The organism is Chitinophaga sp. (assembly GCF_036569125.1).
Taxonomy (GTDB): domain Bacteria; phylum Bacteroidota; class Bacteroidia; order Chitinophagales; family Chitinophagaceae; genus Chitinophaga.
Genome location: NZ_DATCRF010000648.1, coordinates 1 through 13,281, shown reverse-complemented (window position 1 = coordinate 13,281; position 13,281 = coordinate 1). Strand labels below are relative to the sequence as shown.

The 13,281-nt window shown below is 46.1% G+C and carries 23 protein-coding genes; all 23 read right to left on the bottom strand.

The window, feature by feature from the left end; all coding sequences use genetic code 11:
* Window positions 1–80 precede the first annotated feature (80 nt).
* The 23 genes from VIM87_RS24310 to rplP all read right to left on the bottom strand — a co-directional run bounded on the left by VIM87_RS24310 (window position 81) and on the right by rplP (window position 13,122).
* Complete coding sequence (locus tag VIM87_RS24310) at window positions 81–920, bottom strand: hypothetical protein (RefSeq protein WP_331999502.1); 840 nt, start codon at window positions 918–920, stop codon at window positions 81–83.
* Between the two features lie 138 nt (window positions 921–1,058).
* Complete coding sequence (gene rplQ / locus VIM87_RS24305) at window positions 1,059–1,556, bottom strand: 50S ribosomal protein L17 (protein ID WP_089918429.1); 498 nt, start codon at window positions 1,554–1,556, stop codon at window positions 1,059–1,061.
* 111 nt (window positions 1,557–1,667) lie between these two features.
* Window positions 1,668–2,663, bottom strand: a complete 996-nt coding sequence (locus VIM87_RS24300; protein ID WP_089918427.1) for a DNA-directed RNA polymerase subunit alpha — start codon at window positions 2,661–2,663, stop codon at window positions 1,668–1,670.
* A 24-nt stretch (window positions 2,664–2,687) separates the two neighbouring features.
* Window positions 2,688–3,293: a 30S ribosomal protein S4 gene (gene rpsD / locus VIM87_RS24295; protein WP_089918425.1), complete on the bottom strand. Its 606-nt coding sequence runs from the start codon at window positions 3,291–3,293 to the stop codon at window positions 2,688–2,690.
* 167 nt (window positions 3,294–3,460) lie between these two features.
* Window positions 3,461–3,862, bottom strand: a complete 402-nt coding sequence (gene rpsK / locus VIM87_RS24290) for a 30S ribosomal protein S11 (protein ID WP_089918424.1) — start codon at window positions 3,860–3,862, stop codon at window positions 3,461–3,463.
* Between the two features lie 92 nt (window positions 3,863–3,954).
* Window positions 3,955–4,335: a 30S ribosomal protein S13 gene (rpsM, locus tag VIM87_RS24285; protein ID WP_089918422.1), complete on the bottom strand. Its 381-nt coding sequence runs from the start codon at window positions 4,333–4,335 to the stop codon at window positions 3,955–3,957.
* 40 nt (window positions 4,336–4,375) lie between these two features.
* On the bottom strand, window positions 4,376–4,492 hold the full coding sequence (gene rpmJ, locus VIM87_RS24280) for a 50S ribosomal protein L36 (protein WP_072360626.1): 117 nt from the start codon (window positions 4,490–4,492) through the stop codon (window positions 4,376–4,378).
* Between the two features lie 81 nt (window positions 4,493–4,573).
* Window positions 4,574–4,792, bottom strand: coding sequence for a translation initiation factor IF-1 (gene infA / locus VIM87_RS24275; protein WP_012789309.1), 219 nt, complete (start codon window positions 4,790–4,792; stop codon window positions 4,574–4,576).
* Window positions 4,793–4,959: 167 nt separating this feature from the next.
* Window positions 4,960–5,760 (bottom strand): type I methionyl aminopeptidase, encoded by an 801-nt coding sequence (map, locus tag VIM87_RS24270; RefSeq protein ID WP_331999501.1) that lies wholly within the window; start codon window positions 5,758–5,760, stop codon window positions 4,960–4,962.
* A gap of 95 nt (window positions 5,761–5,855) precedes the next feature.
* Entirely contained in the window at window positions 5,856–7,199 is a 1,344-nt protein-coding gene (secY, locus tag VIM87_RS24265) for a preprotein translocase subunit SecY (RefSeq protein ID WP_331999500.1), read from the bottom strand.
* 78 nt (window positions 7,200–7,277) lie between these two features.
* Window positions 7,278–7,724: a 50S ribosomal protein L15 gene (gene rplO, locus VIM87_RS24260; RefSeq protein ID WP_217604223.1), complete on the bottom strand. Its 447-nt coding sequence runs from the start codon at window positions 7,722–7,724 to the stop codon at window positions 7,278–7,280.
* Window positions 7,725–7,833: 109 nt separating this feature from the next.
* Entirely contained in the window at window positions 7,834–8,019 is a 186-nt protein-coding gene (rpmD, locus tag VIM87_RS24255; RefSeq protein WP_238386680.1) for a 50S ribosomal protein L30, read from the bottom strand.
* 35 nt (window positions 8,020–8,054) lie between these two features.
* The gene (rpsE, locus tag VIM87_RS24250; protein WP_331999499.1) at window positions 8,055–8,573 is read right to left on the bottom strand and encodes a 30S ribosomal protein S5; all 519 of its coding nucleotides are present in this window, start codon (window positions 8,571–8,573) and stop codon (window positions 8,055–8,057) included.
* A gap of 47 nt (window positions 8,574–8,620) precedes the next feature.
* On the bottom strand, window positions 8,621–8,974 hold the full coding sequence (gene rplR, locus VIM87_RS24245) for a 50S ribosomal protein L18 (protein ID WP_217604220.1): 354 nt from the start codon (window positions 8,972–8,974) through the stop codon (window positions 8,621–8,623).
* Window positions 8,975–9,083: 109 nt separating this feature from the next.
* Entirely contained in the window at window positions 9,084–9,638 is a 555-nt protein-coding gene (gene rplF, locus VIM87_RS24240; RefSeq protein WP_331999498.1) for a 50S ribosomal protein L6, read from the bottom strand.
* Between the two features lie 88 nt (window positions 9,639–9,726).
* A complete protein-coding gene (gene rpsH / locus VIM87_RS24235) occupies window positions 9,727–10,125 on the bottom strand; it encodes a 30S ribosomal protein S8 (RefSeq protein ID WP_089918406.1) in 399 nt (132 codons plus the stop codon).
* Window positions 10,126–10,263: 138 nt separating this feature from the next.
* Window positions 10,264–10,533 carry a 30S ribosomal protein S14 gene (gene rpsN, locus VIM87_RS24230; RefSeq protein WP_089918404.1) on the bottom strand — a complete coding sequence of 90 codons (270 nt, stop codon included), beginning with the start codon at window positions 10,531–10,533 and terminating at the stop codon, window positions 10,264–10,266.
* A gap of 28 nt (window positions 10,534–10,561) precedes the next feature.
* The gene (gene rplE, locus VIM87_RS24225; protein WP_202909351.1) at window positions 10,562–11,113 is read right to left on the bottom strand and encodes a 50S ribosomal protein L5; all 552 of its coding nucleotides are present in this window, start codon (window positions 11,111–11,113) and stop codon (window positions 10,562–10,564) included.
* 17 nt (window positions 11,114–11,130) lie between these two features.
* Entirely contained in the window at window positions 11,131–11,469 is a 339-nt protein-coding gene (gene rplX, locus VIM87_RS24220) for a 50S ribosomal protein L24 (protein WP_089918400.1), read from the bottom strand.
* Window positions 11,470–11,641: 172 nt separating this feature from the next.
* Window positions 11,642–12,010 (bottom strand): 50S ribosomal protein L14, encoded by a 369-nt coding sequence (gene rplN / locus VIM87_RS24215; protein WP_089918397.1) that lies wholly within the window; start codon window positions 12,008–12,010, stop codon window positions 11,642–11,644.
* A 70-nt stretch (window positions 12,011–12,080) separates the two neighbouring features.
* Entirely contained in the window at window positions 12,081–12,341 is a 261-nt protein-coding gene (gene rpsQ / locus VIM87_RS24210; RefSeq protein WP_089918395.1) for a 30S ribosomal protein S17, read from the bottom strand.
* Window positions 12,342–12,443: 102 nt separating this feature from the next.
* The gene (gene rpmC, locus VIM87_RS24205; protein WP_089918393.1) at window positions 12,444–12,647 is read right to left on the bottom strand and encodes a 50S ribosomal protein L29; all 204 of its coding nucleotides are present in this window, start codon (window positions 12,645–12,647) and stop codon (window positions 12,444–12,446) included.
* 55 nt (window positions 12,648–12,702) lie between these two features.
* The gene (gene rplP / locus VIM87_RS24200; protein ID WP_089918391.1) at window positions 12,703–13,122 is read right to left on the bottom strand and encodes a 50S ribosomal protein L16; all 420 of its coding nucleotides are present in this window, start codon (window positions 13,120–13,122) and stop codon (window positions 12,703–12,705) included.
* Between the last annotated feature and the right edge of the window lie 159 nt (window positions 13,123–13,281).

Genomic DNA, 13,281 nt, shown 5'->3' with positions numbered 1-13,281 from the left:
GCATTTAAAAATAAAGCAAAATGCGCGTATGGGGCTGTTATTCCCCACACGCGCATTACTTATTTATTAATTATAAACTGTTAAAGCTTCACTATTAATGGCTTCACTTTCACGGAGTTAAATACCCGTTTGGCTACCTCCTGCCCATTATTATCATCGGTCCGGTAGCGGATGCTTACCAGCCAGCGGTGCTGTCCTTTTACCATGATCAGGTTATAGAAAGAAAGTTTTACTGCATTCTTATACAGGTAGCTTCCCTCCTGCATAATGCCCTGAATTTCGGTCTGGGGCATGGGATTGGATTCATAGTGCAGCTCAGACACACCGGGTTCTCCCTGCATGCCTTTAATGGCCAGGTTATTAGCCTCTTCCAGGTTGTTGGATACCGTTTCCTTAAAGCTGAACATATCTACCGTTATCTGCATGCCGGTTCCCTGCTGGTTGGCGTAGCTTTTAGCATATTCCACCATACCGTTCAGGTCATCGGGCAGGGCTTTATCACTTACCCGTAAATGTACCGGCGAGCTTATTTCCAGGGCCTGCCGGCCAATGGTCACTGTTTCCCAGGAGGTATACATCCAGGATTTGGCCACTTTAGGGAAGAACCAGGTGAGCACCGCCTCTTTACCGAAATAGGTGCCTGCTACTGCCACCAGGGCAAATACCAGCCCTAAAACCAGCATTACGCCCCTGCGGCCGGCCGGCCACAGATATTGTTGTACCCATCCCGGTTTGGGTGGCGTTTCATCTATATAGATAGCTGTTTCCTGCTGGTAGGCTTCAAACTCCCCTTCCGGGTTCTTTTGTTTCCATTCGGCAAAGGTGTTGGGCAGCTTCTTGGCGCAGTGTTCACAGAAGGTGAGAAATTCGGATCTGAGAGCGTTATTGTGCCCACAATGTTGGCATCGCAGGTAATACATAGGAATAAGGGAATTAAAAGTTTCTGACCGCTATATTACGAAAAAAAAGCATCTGTTTACAGCCGCTCAGCCCTTATGTGCATAAAAAAAGGACAAGGCAAATGCCTTGTCCCTTCTATACTGTTGAACAACCGTGAGTTACTCGGCTGCTTTGTCGTCAGATTTTTTTTCAGCAGCAGGTGTTGCTTCTTCAGCGCCGCCTTCTGCCTTCTTTTTACCACCACCAGCACGACGGGTTCTCTTAGCCGGTGCTTTCTCGGTCGTTTTGCCGTAGATCTCGTTAAAGTCAACCAGCTCAATCAGTGCGGTTTCTGCGTTATCGCCCACACGTTTACCCAGCTTAATGATGCGGGTATAACCACCGGGACGGTTAGCAATTTTCTCGCTGATCACGCCGAACATTTCCTTGATAGCTTCTTTATCCTGCAGGTAGCTGAAAATGATCCTGCGGTTATGGGTGCTGTCTGCTTTAGCGCGGGTCAGCAGGGGCTCTACATAGATACGCAGGGCTTTTGCTTTTGCTAAAGTGGTTGTGATACGTTTGTGGCTGATCAGCTCACAAGCCAGGTTGGATAACAGTGCCTTACGGTGAGCAGAGGTTCTGCTCAGGCGATTTAATTTTACTCCGTGACGCATGACATTTTGTTTTTTATTCCCCTATACCGTGTCAGGAATTACAGGGTACTTATTATTAAAGCTTTTAGCTGTTAGCTTTTAGCTGTTTGCTAAAGGCTAACAGCTGTTTAATTATTCTTCTTCCAGTTTCAGTTTGGACAGGTCCATACCAAAGTGGAGGCCTCTTTCGTTCAGCACCTGCTCAATCTCACTCAGCGATTTCTGACCAAAGTTCCGGAACTTCATCAGCTCTTCCTGCTCATACTGTACCAGCTCACTCAGGGAGTTGATCTTGGCAGCTTTTAAGCAGTTGAAAGCGCGAACGCTCAGGTCCAGGTCTTCCAGCGGTGTTTTCAGGATCTTACGCAGCTGCAGGGTTTGTTCGTCAACCACATCTTCTTTCTCAGTATCCTTGGTATCAAAGCTGATGTTTTCATCAGTAATGATCATCAGGTGCTGGATCAGGATGCGGGATGCCTGTTTTACAGCTTCTTCCGGGTGAATGGTACCATCGGTAGCCAGTTCCATGATCAACTTCTCATAGTCGGTCTTTTGTTCCACACGGGTATTCTCGATGCTGTACTTTACATTTTTTATAGGGGTAAAGATCGAGTCAATGGCGATGTAGCCAAAAACTGCATCCTTGGGCTTATTTTCTTCTGCCGGCACATAACCACGGCCTTTACCGATGGTCAGCTCAATATCCAGCTTGGAAGAAGGGTCCAGGGTACAGATCAGTAACTCTGGGTTCATGATCTGGAAAGCACTGGTGGCTTTTTCGATCATATCAGCCCGGAACTCGGTCTTACCTTTGATGGAGATCTGGATCTTTTCGTTGTTCACTTCATTTTCCACAATCTTCTTAAAACGTACCTGCTTCAGGTTCAGAATGATCTCGGTAACGTCTTCGGTAACACCTTTCAGGGTGGCAAACTCGTGGTCTGCACCTTCTATCTTTATTCCTACAATGGCATAGCCCTCCAGGGATGACAGCAGTACGCGACGCAGCGCATTACCGATGGTCACGCCGTAACCAGGTTCTAACGGCCGAAACTCGAATTGTGCTTCAAAGTCTGTTGACTTCTGCAAAACGATCTTATCAGGCTTTTGGAAATTTAGAATTGCCATTGCTATATGAAGTTTAGTAGTTTATTATTTAGAGTACAATTCCACTATCAGCTGTTCCTTAATGTTCTCAGGAACGCTCTCTCTTTCGGGATAGGCTATGAAAGTACCTCTGTTTTCTTTTTCGTTCCAGTCCAGCCAGCTGAATTTGGGGTTCTTACCACGGATAACGCTGGTTAAAGCGGTATTACCGGCTGTTTTGGGTTTTAAGCCAATGATATCACCGGGTTTCAGCTGGAAGGAAGGGATATTCACTACCTGGCCGTTAACGGTGATGTGTTTGTGGGATACCAGCTGACGGGCAGCAGGGCGGGAAGGGGCGATGCCTAAGCGGAACACGGTATTATCCAACCGGGCTTCCAGCAATTTGATCAATACTTCACCGGTTACACCTTTACGACGGTTTGCTTCATCAAACAGGTTAGCAAACTGGCGTTCCAGCACACCGTAAGTGTATTTTGCCTTTTGTTTTTCGCGCAGCTGCAGTGCATACTCGCCCAGCTGTTTACGCTTACGGGTTGCACCGTGCTGACCGGGAGGGTTGCTGTTCTTACCTAAATACTTACCATTACCTAAAATGGGTTCGCCAAAAATCCTGGAGATCTTGGTCTTTGGTCCTGTGTACCTTGCCATGTTTTTTCTTTGTTAGATTTTTTAGTTACGATGTATGATCTTTAAAAAATCTTAAACCTGATCATACACCCAATTTAATTTATGCTGATCACAATATAAACTCCAAAATCCAGATTCCAGATCCCGTATATCGGAACCTGGAACCCGGAATTTGGATATTGTAATACCTATACTCTTCTTTTCTTGGGAGGACGGCAACCGTTGTGCGGTAAAGGTGTAACGTCCTTGATCATATTTACCTCAATACCGGAGTTAGAGATAGCACGGATTGCGCTCTCACGACCGGCACCGGGGCCTTTTACAAACACGTCAGCTCTTTTCAGACCGGCATCAAAGGCAGTTTTAGCAGCATCGGAAGCAGCTAACTGGGCGGCATACGGAGTGTTCTTTTTAGAACCCTTGAAGCCCATTTTACCTGCAGAAGACCAGGATATTACCTGACCGTGCTTGTTGGTAATGCTTACGATGATATTGTTAAAACTGGCAGAGATATGTACATCTCCGTAGTTGTCTACTTTAACTACCCTCTTTTTATTAGCAGCAGTTTTTGTATTGGTTGCTTTTGCCATAATAATTTATAATTCCAGATTCCAATTGCCAGGTTCCACTTACCAGGTATCTCACCATTGGAAAACGGAACTTGTTATTTGTGATGTCAAGATTATTTCTTCGGTGCCTTTTTCTTACCGGCCACTGTTTTACGCTTACCTTTGCGGGTGCGGCTGTTGGTACGGGTACGCTGACCTCTAACCGGTAAGCCTTTCCTGTGACGTAAGCCACGGTAGCAGGCGATATCGAGCAAGCGCTTGATGTTCATCTGCACTTCAGAGCGCAGCTGGCCTTCTACTTTGATCTCAGCATTGATAATGTTACGGATGGCAGCCTGCTCATCATCATTCCAATCCTTTACTTTCTTGCTAAAGTCGATCCCTGACTGGGTCAGGATGTATTGGGCGGTAGAACGGCCTATACCAAAGATATAGGTGAGGCCTATTTCTCCTCTTTTATTTTTAGGAAGATCTATACCGGCTATACGTGCCATATTGCTATTTTAATTTAACGTTGTTGAGTTTAGAATACGATTATCCCTGACGTTGCTTGAAGCGAGGATTCTTTTTGTTGATCACCAACAATTTCCCCTTTCTACGCACTATCTTGCAATCTGCACTTCTCTTCTTTATGGAAGCTCTTACCTTCATAAGTTAAAAGTTATAAGTCTAGTTATTGATATCTTATCTGAAAATGATCCTGCTGCTTCTTTTGCCCTGCTACCCTATTCTTTATTTGTACCGGAAGATGATCCTTCCTCTTGATAAATCATATGGGCTCATTTCCACTCCTACCTTATCACCGGGCAAAATTCTTATATAGTGCATTCTCATTTTTCCAGAAATGGTAGCCAAAATCTCATGCCCATTCTCCAATTTTACACGGAACATAGCGTTTGACAAGGCTTCCAGTATAATTCCATCCTGTTTAATGAGTGCCTGTTTTGCCATAAAAATTTTTAGGACTGCAAAGATAGCATTTATCTTTTGAAATCTAAAAAAATCACGAAATTAATTGTTATTAATGCTGAATAATCAATATTTTCCGCGCATAAGCCCTCATTTTTCCACTTTCCCCGGTGCGGCCGCATTAACAGCGCTTAATTATTGTGTATTTATTAGTAATTAGTATTCAATGCACTATTTGCTTTCTCTGCCTTTTCAATACCGGCAAAGCTGGATAAAAGATCGGCCTGGCCTTTCTTCACCGCTACGGTATGCTCAAAGTGTGCAGAGGGCTGCTCATCGCGGGTAGCTACTGTCCAGCCATCGTCCATATAGGCTACTTCCCGGGTTCCCATGTTAATCATAGGCTCAATGGCTATCACCAAACCTTCCTTCATCATAGGGCCGCTGCCACGCTTGCCGTAGTTAGGCACCTGCGGATCTTCATGCAGGTGTTTGCCCAGGCCATGGCCTACCAGCTCCCTTACCACGCCATATCCCCGTTCCTTCTCTGCATATTCCTGGATAGCAAAGGCAATATCCCCGATACGGTTGCCTACCAATGCCTTTTCAATGCCTTTATACAGGGCTGCTTTGGTAGCAGCCATCAGCTTCAATACTTCTTCCTTTACGTCGCCTATGGCAAAGGTATAGGCGCTATCGCCATGAAAACCGTTCAGGAACACTCCCACATCTACCGATACAATGTCCCCATCCTGCAGCACATAGGCATTGGGAATGCCATGCACTACCTCTTCATTCACGGAAATGCAGCTGCTTTTGGGATAGCCGCGGTAGTCCTTAAAGGACGGAATGGCGCCGTTATCGCGGATGAACTGATCTATCAGCGTATCTACCTCCAGGGTGCTCATACCGGGCTTTAATGCGCCGGCCACTGTTTCCAGGGTAGCGCTTACCAGTAATGCGCTTTTGCGCATCAGCTCTATTTCCTCTTTGCTTTTATAGTGGATCATGATATTCTCCCGGTGGTCACAATGTCACAAGGTCAAAAGGTTTCGCTCCTGCGGTATAACCCTCTGACCTTGTGCCTTTATAATCAAATAATTACCTACACGTTAGCGGGCGCTGTTCTGCCCTTGATACGGCCACCGCTCATCAGGCCATCATAATGGCGCATCAGCAGCTGGCTTTCTATCTGCTGCAGCGTATCCAGTATTACCCCTACCATGATGAGCAGGGAGGTACCACCAAAGAAGGAGGCAAAGTTACTGTTGATATGCAGTGCAGCGGCTACACCGGGCAGTATACCTACCAGCGCCAGGAAAAAGGCGCCGGGCAGGGTAATACGGTCCATTACAGCGCCAATATAATCGGCGGTAGCCTTACCGGGTTTTACACCGGGTATGAAACCATTGTTACGCTTCATTTCTTCCGCCATTTGGTTGGGGTTGAAGATCAAAGCGGTATAGAAGTATGTGAATACAATTACCAGTACTGCGTAGATCAGGTTATAATACCCATTGGTATGGTCGCTGAAGATACGGATAAAACCGGAAGCGCTTTCGCTGGAGGTGGCAAAACCTATAGCCGTTGCCGGTATGAACATAATGGCCTGTGCAAAGATGATGGGCATTACACCGGCTGCATTCACCTTCAGGGGAATGAACTGGCGCACGCCGCCATATTGTTTATTACCTACAATACGCTTGGCATAGTTAACCGGTACTTTGCGGGTACCCTGTACCAACAATATCAAACCGATAGTGATCAGGATGAACACTGCCAGCTCGATCAGGAACATCAGCAAACCGCCGCCGCCTTCTGTTGTTTTGGAAGAGAACTCCTGCAGTAATGCCTGCGGTAAGCGGGCCAGGATGCCCACCATGATGATGAGGGAGGTACCGTTACCAATACCTTTATCGGTGATCTTTTCGCCCAGCCACATTACAAACAAAGTACCGGCAGTTAATACTACCGTTGTGGAGAGCCAGAAAAGGAATGCACTGTATTGAGGAATGATAGCGCCGCCAGACTGGTTTTTCAGATAAGCCACGTACGCGCTTGCCTGGAAACCGGTTACTACTACGGTTAACAAACGGGTGTACTGGTTGATCTTCTTACGGCCGCTTTCCCCTTCTTTCTGCAGTTTCTGGAAATAGGGTACTGCGATGGTAAGCAGCTGAATGGCGATAGATGCAGAGATATAGGGCATGATCCCCAGCGCAAAAATGGATGCGCGGGAGAAAGAACCTCCTGCAAACATGTTGAAGAGCCCCAAGATACCCTGATTAGATTTCTCTGAAAACTGATGCAGGGCGTTCGCGTCAATACCGGGCAGCACAATGTAGGAACCAACACGGTAAACCAGGGTTAGGAGCAACGTGGTAAGAATGCGGTTACGCAGGTCTTCTATACTCCAAATGTTCTTTATTGTTTCAATAAATTTCTTCACAGGAAGATAAAGGTTTAATAGCGCTATTAAATTCGAAAAGACGCACTACTCCGTAGGCGTCTCCTCAGTCGTAAAGTCTTATACCAGTTCTACAGACCCACCAGCTTTTTCGATCAGCTGTTTGGCTTTTTCACTGATTGCGTTCACCTTTACGGTTACTTTGGCTTTCAGTTCTCCCTGGCCTAACAGCTTCACTTTGGCGGTTTTGTTCACCAGGCCGTTAGCATACAGGTTATCAACTGTGAAGTCCTGCAGACCGTATTTTTCAACCAGGTGATCCAGCTGGCCTACGTTAAATATCTTATACTCTAAAGGATCGATGCTTTTGAAACCACGTTTAGGCAAACGACGCTGAATAGGCATCTGACCACCTTCGTGACCTTTTTTGCTGGAATAACCGTTGCGGGACTGATGACCTTTGTTACCTTTTGTAGAAGTACCACCTTTACCGGAAGCTTCCCCACGACCCAGGCGTTTCTCTTTATGTACAGAACCTTTTGCAGGTTGCAGTGTATGCAGATTCATAATAATTTTTTTTACTTACGCGGAAATTAACCGCTCGCTTAAATATAGATGTTATTTTCCTAATACCAACGCAAAATTAGTACTATTTAGTGAAGACTGAACACAGTGCTTAGCCTTTCACTTCTTCTACCGTTACCAGGTGGTGTACCTTACGCACCATGCCATTGATCTGAGGGGTAGCCTCTACTTCAACGCTAGCGTGCATTTTCTTAAGGCCTAACGCCTTTAAGGTCAGTTTCTGCCTTTCAGGACGGTCTATACCACTTTTAACCTGAGTGATCTTGATCTTTGCCATAATAAGTTAAATTACTTGTCTTGGATAAGCAGAGATTATCCGTTAAATACCTTCTTCAGGGACACGCTTCTGGTTTTAGCTACCTGGATAGGCTCGCGCAGCAGGCCTAATGCTTTAAAGGTAGCTTTTACCACGTTGTGCGGATTGGCAGAACCCAGTGATTTTGCCAGCACGTCTGTGATACCAGCGCTTTCCAGCACGGCACGCATAGAACCTCCGGCAATTACACCGGTACCATGGGCAGCGGGTTTGATCAGCACTTTAGCAGCGCCTTCTTTAGCCAGCTGGTCGTGCGGAATGGTGCCTTTCATTACGGGTATCTTGATCAGATTTTTCTTAGCATCATCAATACCTTTAGTAATAGCTTCCTGCACTTCCTTGGCTTTACCCAGTCCATGACCCACCACGCCGTTCTCGTTGCCTACTACCACCAGTGCGGAGAAGCTAAAAGTACGTCCGCCTTTAGTAGTTTTAGTAACGCGGTTGATGGCCACCACCTTTTCCTTCAACTCCAGGTCACCGGCCTTTACTCTATTGAATGAATTCTTTGCCATTTTATTAATTGCGATTGCGAATTACGATTTCAGATTTACGATTAAGTTTAGAACTGCAGACCACCTTCTCTTGCTCCATCTGCTACACTCTTTACGCGGCCATGGTATAAATAACCACCACGGTCAAAGGTGCAGGTTGTTACCCCTACGGCTTTAGCCTTTGCAGCCAGGGCAGCGCCTACCAGCTTAGACTTTTCGCTTTTGGTGCCTGTTTGCGCCTTGATGTCCTTATCGCGGGAAGAGGCAGCAGCCAGGGTGGTACCAGTGGTATCATCGATCAATTGTACGTAAATATCGCTGTTGCTGCGAAATACAGACAACCTGGGCTTTTGCGCGGTACCGCTGATCTTTTTACGGATGCGGTAACGGATCTTCTGTCTCTTAACTTCTTTAGTAATCATTGTTTTCAGTTTTAACGCCCGATGCTGCCGGGCTTTTACAGTTTGCAGCTGGCAGTAAGCAGTTGGCAGTCAGTTAACTGCTAACTGCCCACTGAAGACTGCCAACTAGTTATTTACCTGCAGACTTACCTGCTTTCTTACGAACCACTTCATTGCTGTAGCGAACACCTTTACCCTTGTAAGGCTCTGGTTTACGCAGGCTGCGGATTTTAGCGGCTACCTGGCCTAATAACTGGTTGTCGATACCTTCCAGCATAATCTTAGGGTTGGCACCTTTTTCTGTTAAGGTGGCTACCTTCAGCTCCTTGGGTACTTCAAATACAATATTGTGAGAGTAACCTAATGACAGGTCTAATAACTGACCCTGGTTGGCGGCTTTATAACCTACCCCTACCAGCTCCAGCTGTTGTTTAAAGCCATCGGTTACACCTTTTACCATGTTTGCGATCAGGGCGCGGTACAAACCATGCAGGGCACGGTGACGGATCTGATCTGTGGGACGGGTTACGTTCAGCACCCCATCTTTTACTTCTACAGTAATATCCCGGTCAATGCTGCGCTTCAGCTCACCCTTGGGGCCTTTTACTGTAATTTCATTAGCAGGGGAAACAGCTACTGTTACACCGCTGGCTAATTTGATGGGACTTTTCCCTATACGTGACATGTTATAAGTTTTATGTTTGTTATAAGTACCGGTGGTCCGTGTTCAGCCCCTTATAAAAGGCTTAATTGTCAGATGCACCGCTGGTATATTAATAAACGTAGCAAACTACTTCGCCGCCTACGTTCTGTGCTTTGGCTTCTTTATCGGTCATTACCCCTTTGGAGGTAGAGATGATAGCCACGCCCAGACCGTTCTTAATACGGCGGAAATCACCAGGTTTGGAATACTGACGCAAACCGGGACGGCTGATACGTTGTAAATCGGTAATGGCGGGGATTTTAGTCTGAGGATCATATTTCAGAGCTATTTTGATCAGGCCCTGTTTGGTGTCTTCCTCAAATTTGTACTTCAGGATATAACCTTTGTCGTACAGTATCTCAGTGATACGCTTTTTCAGTTTGGAGGCCGGAATTTCCACGATCCTGTGGTTGGCCATTTGAGCATTCCGGATCCTGGTCAGGAAGTCTGCTATTGGATCAGTAACCATTGTTTGTAAAAAGTTAAAAGTGTTACAATGCGATATCCAGTCAGTTATAGAAAGGAAAATCAAAAAATTTACGATTTACGATTTACGATCTCAGATTTAGGCAAATCGTAAATCTAAAATCTCAAATCGTAAATAGAATTACCAGCTTGCTTTTCTTACGCCGGGTATTTTACCAGCCAGGGCCAGATCGCGGAACATGTTACGGCAAATGCCGAAGTGACGCATGTAACCTTTAGGACGGCCGGTGAGCTGGCACCTGTTCTTTAAACGAACGGGGGAAGCATTTTTCGGCAACAGGTCCAGCGCTGCATAATCGCCTTCAGCTTTCAGGGCTGCGCGTTTTTCTGCAAACTTGGCTACCATTGCTTCTCTCTTCCTTTGCCTGGCTTTTACGGATTCTTTTGCCATTTTATAATGTAAGGTTTATAATGTCTGATTAGTCTTTTTTCATGTTCTTGAACGGCATACCTAACTCTTTCAGCAGCTCGTAAGCTTCTTCGTTGGTGTTGGCAGTCGTTACAAAGGTGATATCCATACCGGCAATCTTGGTTACCTTATCGATATCTATTTCAGGGAAAATGATCTGCTCAGTGATACCCAGGGTATAGTTACCGCGGCCATCGAATGCTTTTTCATTTACGCCTTTGAAGTCACGTACACGGGGTAAAGATACTGCTACCAGACGGTCCAGGAAATCGTACATATTGGTTCCACGCAGGGTTACGCGGGCGCCGATCGGCATGTTCTTCCTGAGCTTAAAGTTAGAGATATCTTTTTTAGACAGGGTGGCAATAGCTTTCTGACCAGCAACACGGGTCATTTCGTCTACGGCAATGTCTACCAGTTTTTTATCGCTAACGGCACCGTTGATACCCTGGTTCAGGCAAATCTTAACCAGGCGGGGTACCTGCATAACGGTTTTGTAACCGAATTTCTTCATCAAAGCAGCTTTCACCTCATCGCGGTATTTCTGCTGCAGCCTGGGAATGTATGTAGTAGTTGCCATTATTTAATTACCTCCCCTGATTTTTTAGCTATACGAACTAATTTACCGTTTTCTCTCTGCCTGTTCACCCTGGTAGGTTTACCAGCCTTCGCATCCCACAACATTACGTTAGAAATGGCGATGGGGGCCTCCTGCTTAACAATACCACCTTTGGTGTTCTGTGCAGTAGGTTTAGTGTGCTTGGTGATGATGTTTACACCTTCTACCATTACGCGGGCTTTGTCTACCAGCACTTCCAGCACTTTGCGCGGCTTGGTCCGGTCCTTGTCGTCACCAGTGATCACTACCACCATGTCGCCCTTCTTAATGTTGAACTTAGGCTTGAATCTAGTTTTCATTTTTGTTTATTTATAAACGCCAAGCGAAACCTTTGTTTCGCTTGATAAATTTTGTCTCGTTTTTGTGAAACGGGCTGCAAAGATATGATTTAAAGCTGAAAGCACAAAGCGTAAAGCAGAAAGCTTAAATTTCTTACCTCACCTTTCTGCTTTTTGCTTTCAGCCTTTCGCTTTACAGCACCTCGGGAGCCAGAGAGATGATCTTCATGTATCCCTTATCGCGCAGCTCACGGGCAACCGGACCGAAAATACGGGTACCGCGGGGCTCGTCGGAGTTATTCAGCAATACAACGGCATTATCGTCAAAACGGATATAGGAACCGTCTTTCCGGCGCAGCTTGTTCTTGGTTCTTACGATCACCGCTTTGGTAACCATTCCTTTTTTCACGCCACCGGCGGGAATTGCGTCTTTCACAGTCACTACGATCTTATCGCCCACTTTAGCGTAATCCTGGCCTGAGTTGCCTAATACCCTAATACACAGTACCTCTTTGGCACCACTGTTATCAGCTACATTCAGCCTTGATTCTTGTTGTATCATCGTACTAAGTTTTGTTTAGTCAGCGGCTACACCCGGGAACGCCGGTGTGGAGCTTGAAACAAGTAATAAATTATTTTACCTTTTCGATTACTTCTACCAGTCTCCAGCATTTGTTCTTGCTCAGCGGGCGGGATTCCATTATTCTAACGGTATCGCCGATGCTGCACTCGTTCTTTTCGTCGTGCGCCATGAACTTGGTAGTTTTTTTCACGAACTTACCATAGATCGGGTGCTTCACTTTACGCTCCACGCTAACGGTGATGGTTTTATCCATTTTGTTGCTGGATACCACGCCGGTCCTGGTTTTTCTTAAATTTCTTATTTCGGTCATTGTTGAAAGTATTTTTTCCCTTCAAACCATTCCGTTGTTGCGGAAGGGTTCATGTAATGTTGTATGCTTTCACGGGGTGGCCTGCCGGCTGCCCGTTTGAATTTAAAAGCCCAGCTCTCTTTTATGCAGTTCAGTTTTCATCCGGGCGATCTCCCTTCTCAAAGAGCGGATGCTCATTGGATTTTCGATCGGCGTGATGGCATGACTAAACGTAATCTTCTTCAAGCGCAGTTGCTCCTCAGTGATCTTTTCTTTCAGATCCTGCTGGCTCAGGCTTTTCAGATCCAGCTTTTCTTTTGCTGCCATTGCTGTAATTTTTATTTTACTGATTTACTTGTAATTGATAGCTCTCAATCTTCACTTACGCAACATAATCGTGGCGCACAACAAACTTCACTTTAATGGGCAGTTTCTGTGCAGCCAGCTCCATTGCTTCTTTGGCTACCTGTAAGGAAACGCCATCTGCTTCGAACAGGATACGGCCTGGCTTTACCACAGCCGCCCAGTGATCAGGAGCACCTTTACCTTTACCCATCCTCACTTCCAGCGGTTTGGCAGTAATGGATTTGTCAGGGAAAATACGGATCCACACGTTACCTTCACGTTTCATATGCCTTGTCAGGGCCACACGGGCAGCTTCTATCTGCCGGTCAGTGATCCATTTCGGCTCTAATGCTTTAAGTCCGAACGTACCAAAGGAAAGCTCAGCACCACGCTTGGCATTGCCTTTAATGCGGCCTTTGTGCATTTTCCTGTGTTTCGTTCTCTTGGGCTGTAACATTGTTATATGTTATTAATTGTTAATCGAAAATTGTTTATGCCACTTATCTGCGACCGCCGCCGCCACCACGGTTGTCTCTTCCACCACCGCCGCCGCGGTTATCTCTTCCGCCGCCGCCACGGTTGCCATGATCCCTTCTTTCACCGCCATGTTCGCCGC

Bases quoted from the DNA above. Each gene is read 5' to 3' on its own strand.
- rpmC (WP_089918393.1), bottom strand. From the start codon at position 12,647: ATGGCAGCAAAAGAAAAGCTGGATCTGAAAAGCCTGAGCCAGCAGGAT.
- rplQ (WP_089918429.1), bottom strand. From the start codon at position 1,556: ATGCGTCACGGAGTAAAATTAAATCGCCTGAGCAGAACCTCTGCTCAC.
- rpsK (WP_089918424.1), bottom strand. From the start codon at position 3,862: ATGGCAAAAGCAACCAATACAAAAACTGCTGCTAATAAAAAGAGGGTA.
- rpsH (WP_089918406.1), bottom strand. From the start codon at position 10,125: ATGGTTACTGATCCAATAGCAGACTTCCTGACCAGGATCCGGAATGCT.
- rpsN (WP_089918404.1), bottom strand. From the start codon at position 10,533: ATGGCAAAAGAATCCGTAAAAGCCAGGCAAAGGAAGAGAGAAGCAATG.
- rpsQ (WP_089918395.1), bottom strand. From the start codon at position 12,341: ATGACCGAAATAAGAAATTTAAGAAAAACCAGGACCGGCGTGGTATCC.
- VIM87_RS24300 (WP_089918427.1), bottom strand. From the start codon at position 2,663: ATGGCAATTCTAAATTTCCAAAAGCCTGATAAGATCGTTTTGCAGAAG.
- rpsD (WP_089918425.1), bottom strand. From the start codon at position 3,293: ATGGCAAGGTACACAGGACCAAAGACCAAGATCTCCAGGATTTTTGGC.
- rpmD (WP_238386680.1), bottom strand. From the start codon at position 8,019: ATGGCAAAGATCAAGATCACTCAGGTTAAAAGTGGTATAGACCGTCCT.
- rplX (WP_089918400.1), bottom strand. From the start codon at position 11,469: ATGAAAACTAGATTCAAGCCTAAGTTCAACATTAAGAAGGGCGACATG.
- VIM87_RS24310 (WP_331999502.1), bottom strand. From the start codon at position 920: ATGTATTACCTGCGATGCCAACATTGTGGGCACAATAACGCTCTCAGA.
- rpsE (WP_331999499.1), bottom strand. From the start codon at position 8,573: ATGGCAAAGAATTCATTCAATAGAGTAAAGGCCGGTGACCTGGAGTTG.
- map (WP_331999501.1), bottom strand. From the start codon at position 5,760: ATGATCCACTATAAAAGCAAAGAGGAAATAGAGCTGATGCGCAAAAGC.
- rplF (WP_331999498.1), bottom strand. From the start codon at position 9,638: ATGTCACGTATAGGGAAAAGTCCCATCAAATTAGCCAGCGGTGTAACA.
- infA (WP_012789309.1), bottom strand. From the start codon at position 4,792: ATGGCAAAACAGGCACTCATTAAACAGGATGGAATTATACTGGAAGCC.
- rpmJ (WP_072360626.1), bottom strand. From the start codon at position 4,492: ATGAAGGTAAGAGCTTCCATAAAGAAGAGAAGTGCAGATTGCAAGATA.
- rpsM (WP_089918422.1), bottom strand. From the start codon at position 4,335: ATGGCACGTATAGCCGGTATAGATCTTCCTAAAAATAAAAGAGGAGAA.
- rplP (WP_089918391.1), bottom strand. From the start codon at position 13,122: ATGTTACAGCCCAAGAGAACGAAACACAGGAAAATGCACAAAGGCCGC.
- rplN (WP_089918397.1), bottom strand. From the start codon at position 12,010: ATGATACAACAAGAATCAAGGCTGAATGTAGCTGATAACAGTGGTGCC.
- rplR (WP_217604220.1), bottom strand. From the start codon at position 8,974: ATGATTACTAAAGAAGTTAAGAGACAGAAGATCCGTTACCGCATCCGT.
- rplO (WP_217604223.1), bottom strand. From the start codon at position 7,724: ATGAATCTGCATACACTGCAACCTGCAAAAGGTTCTGTACATAAAGAG.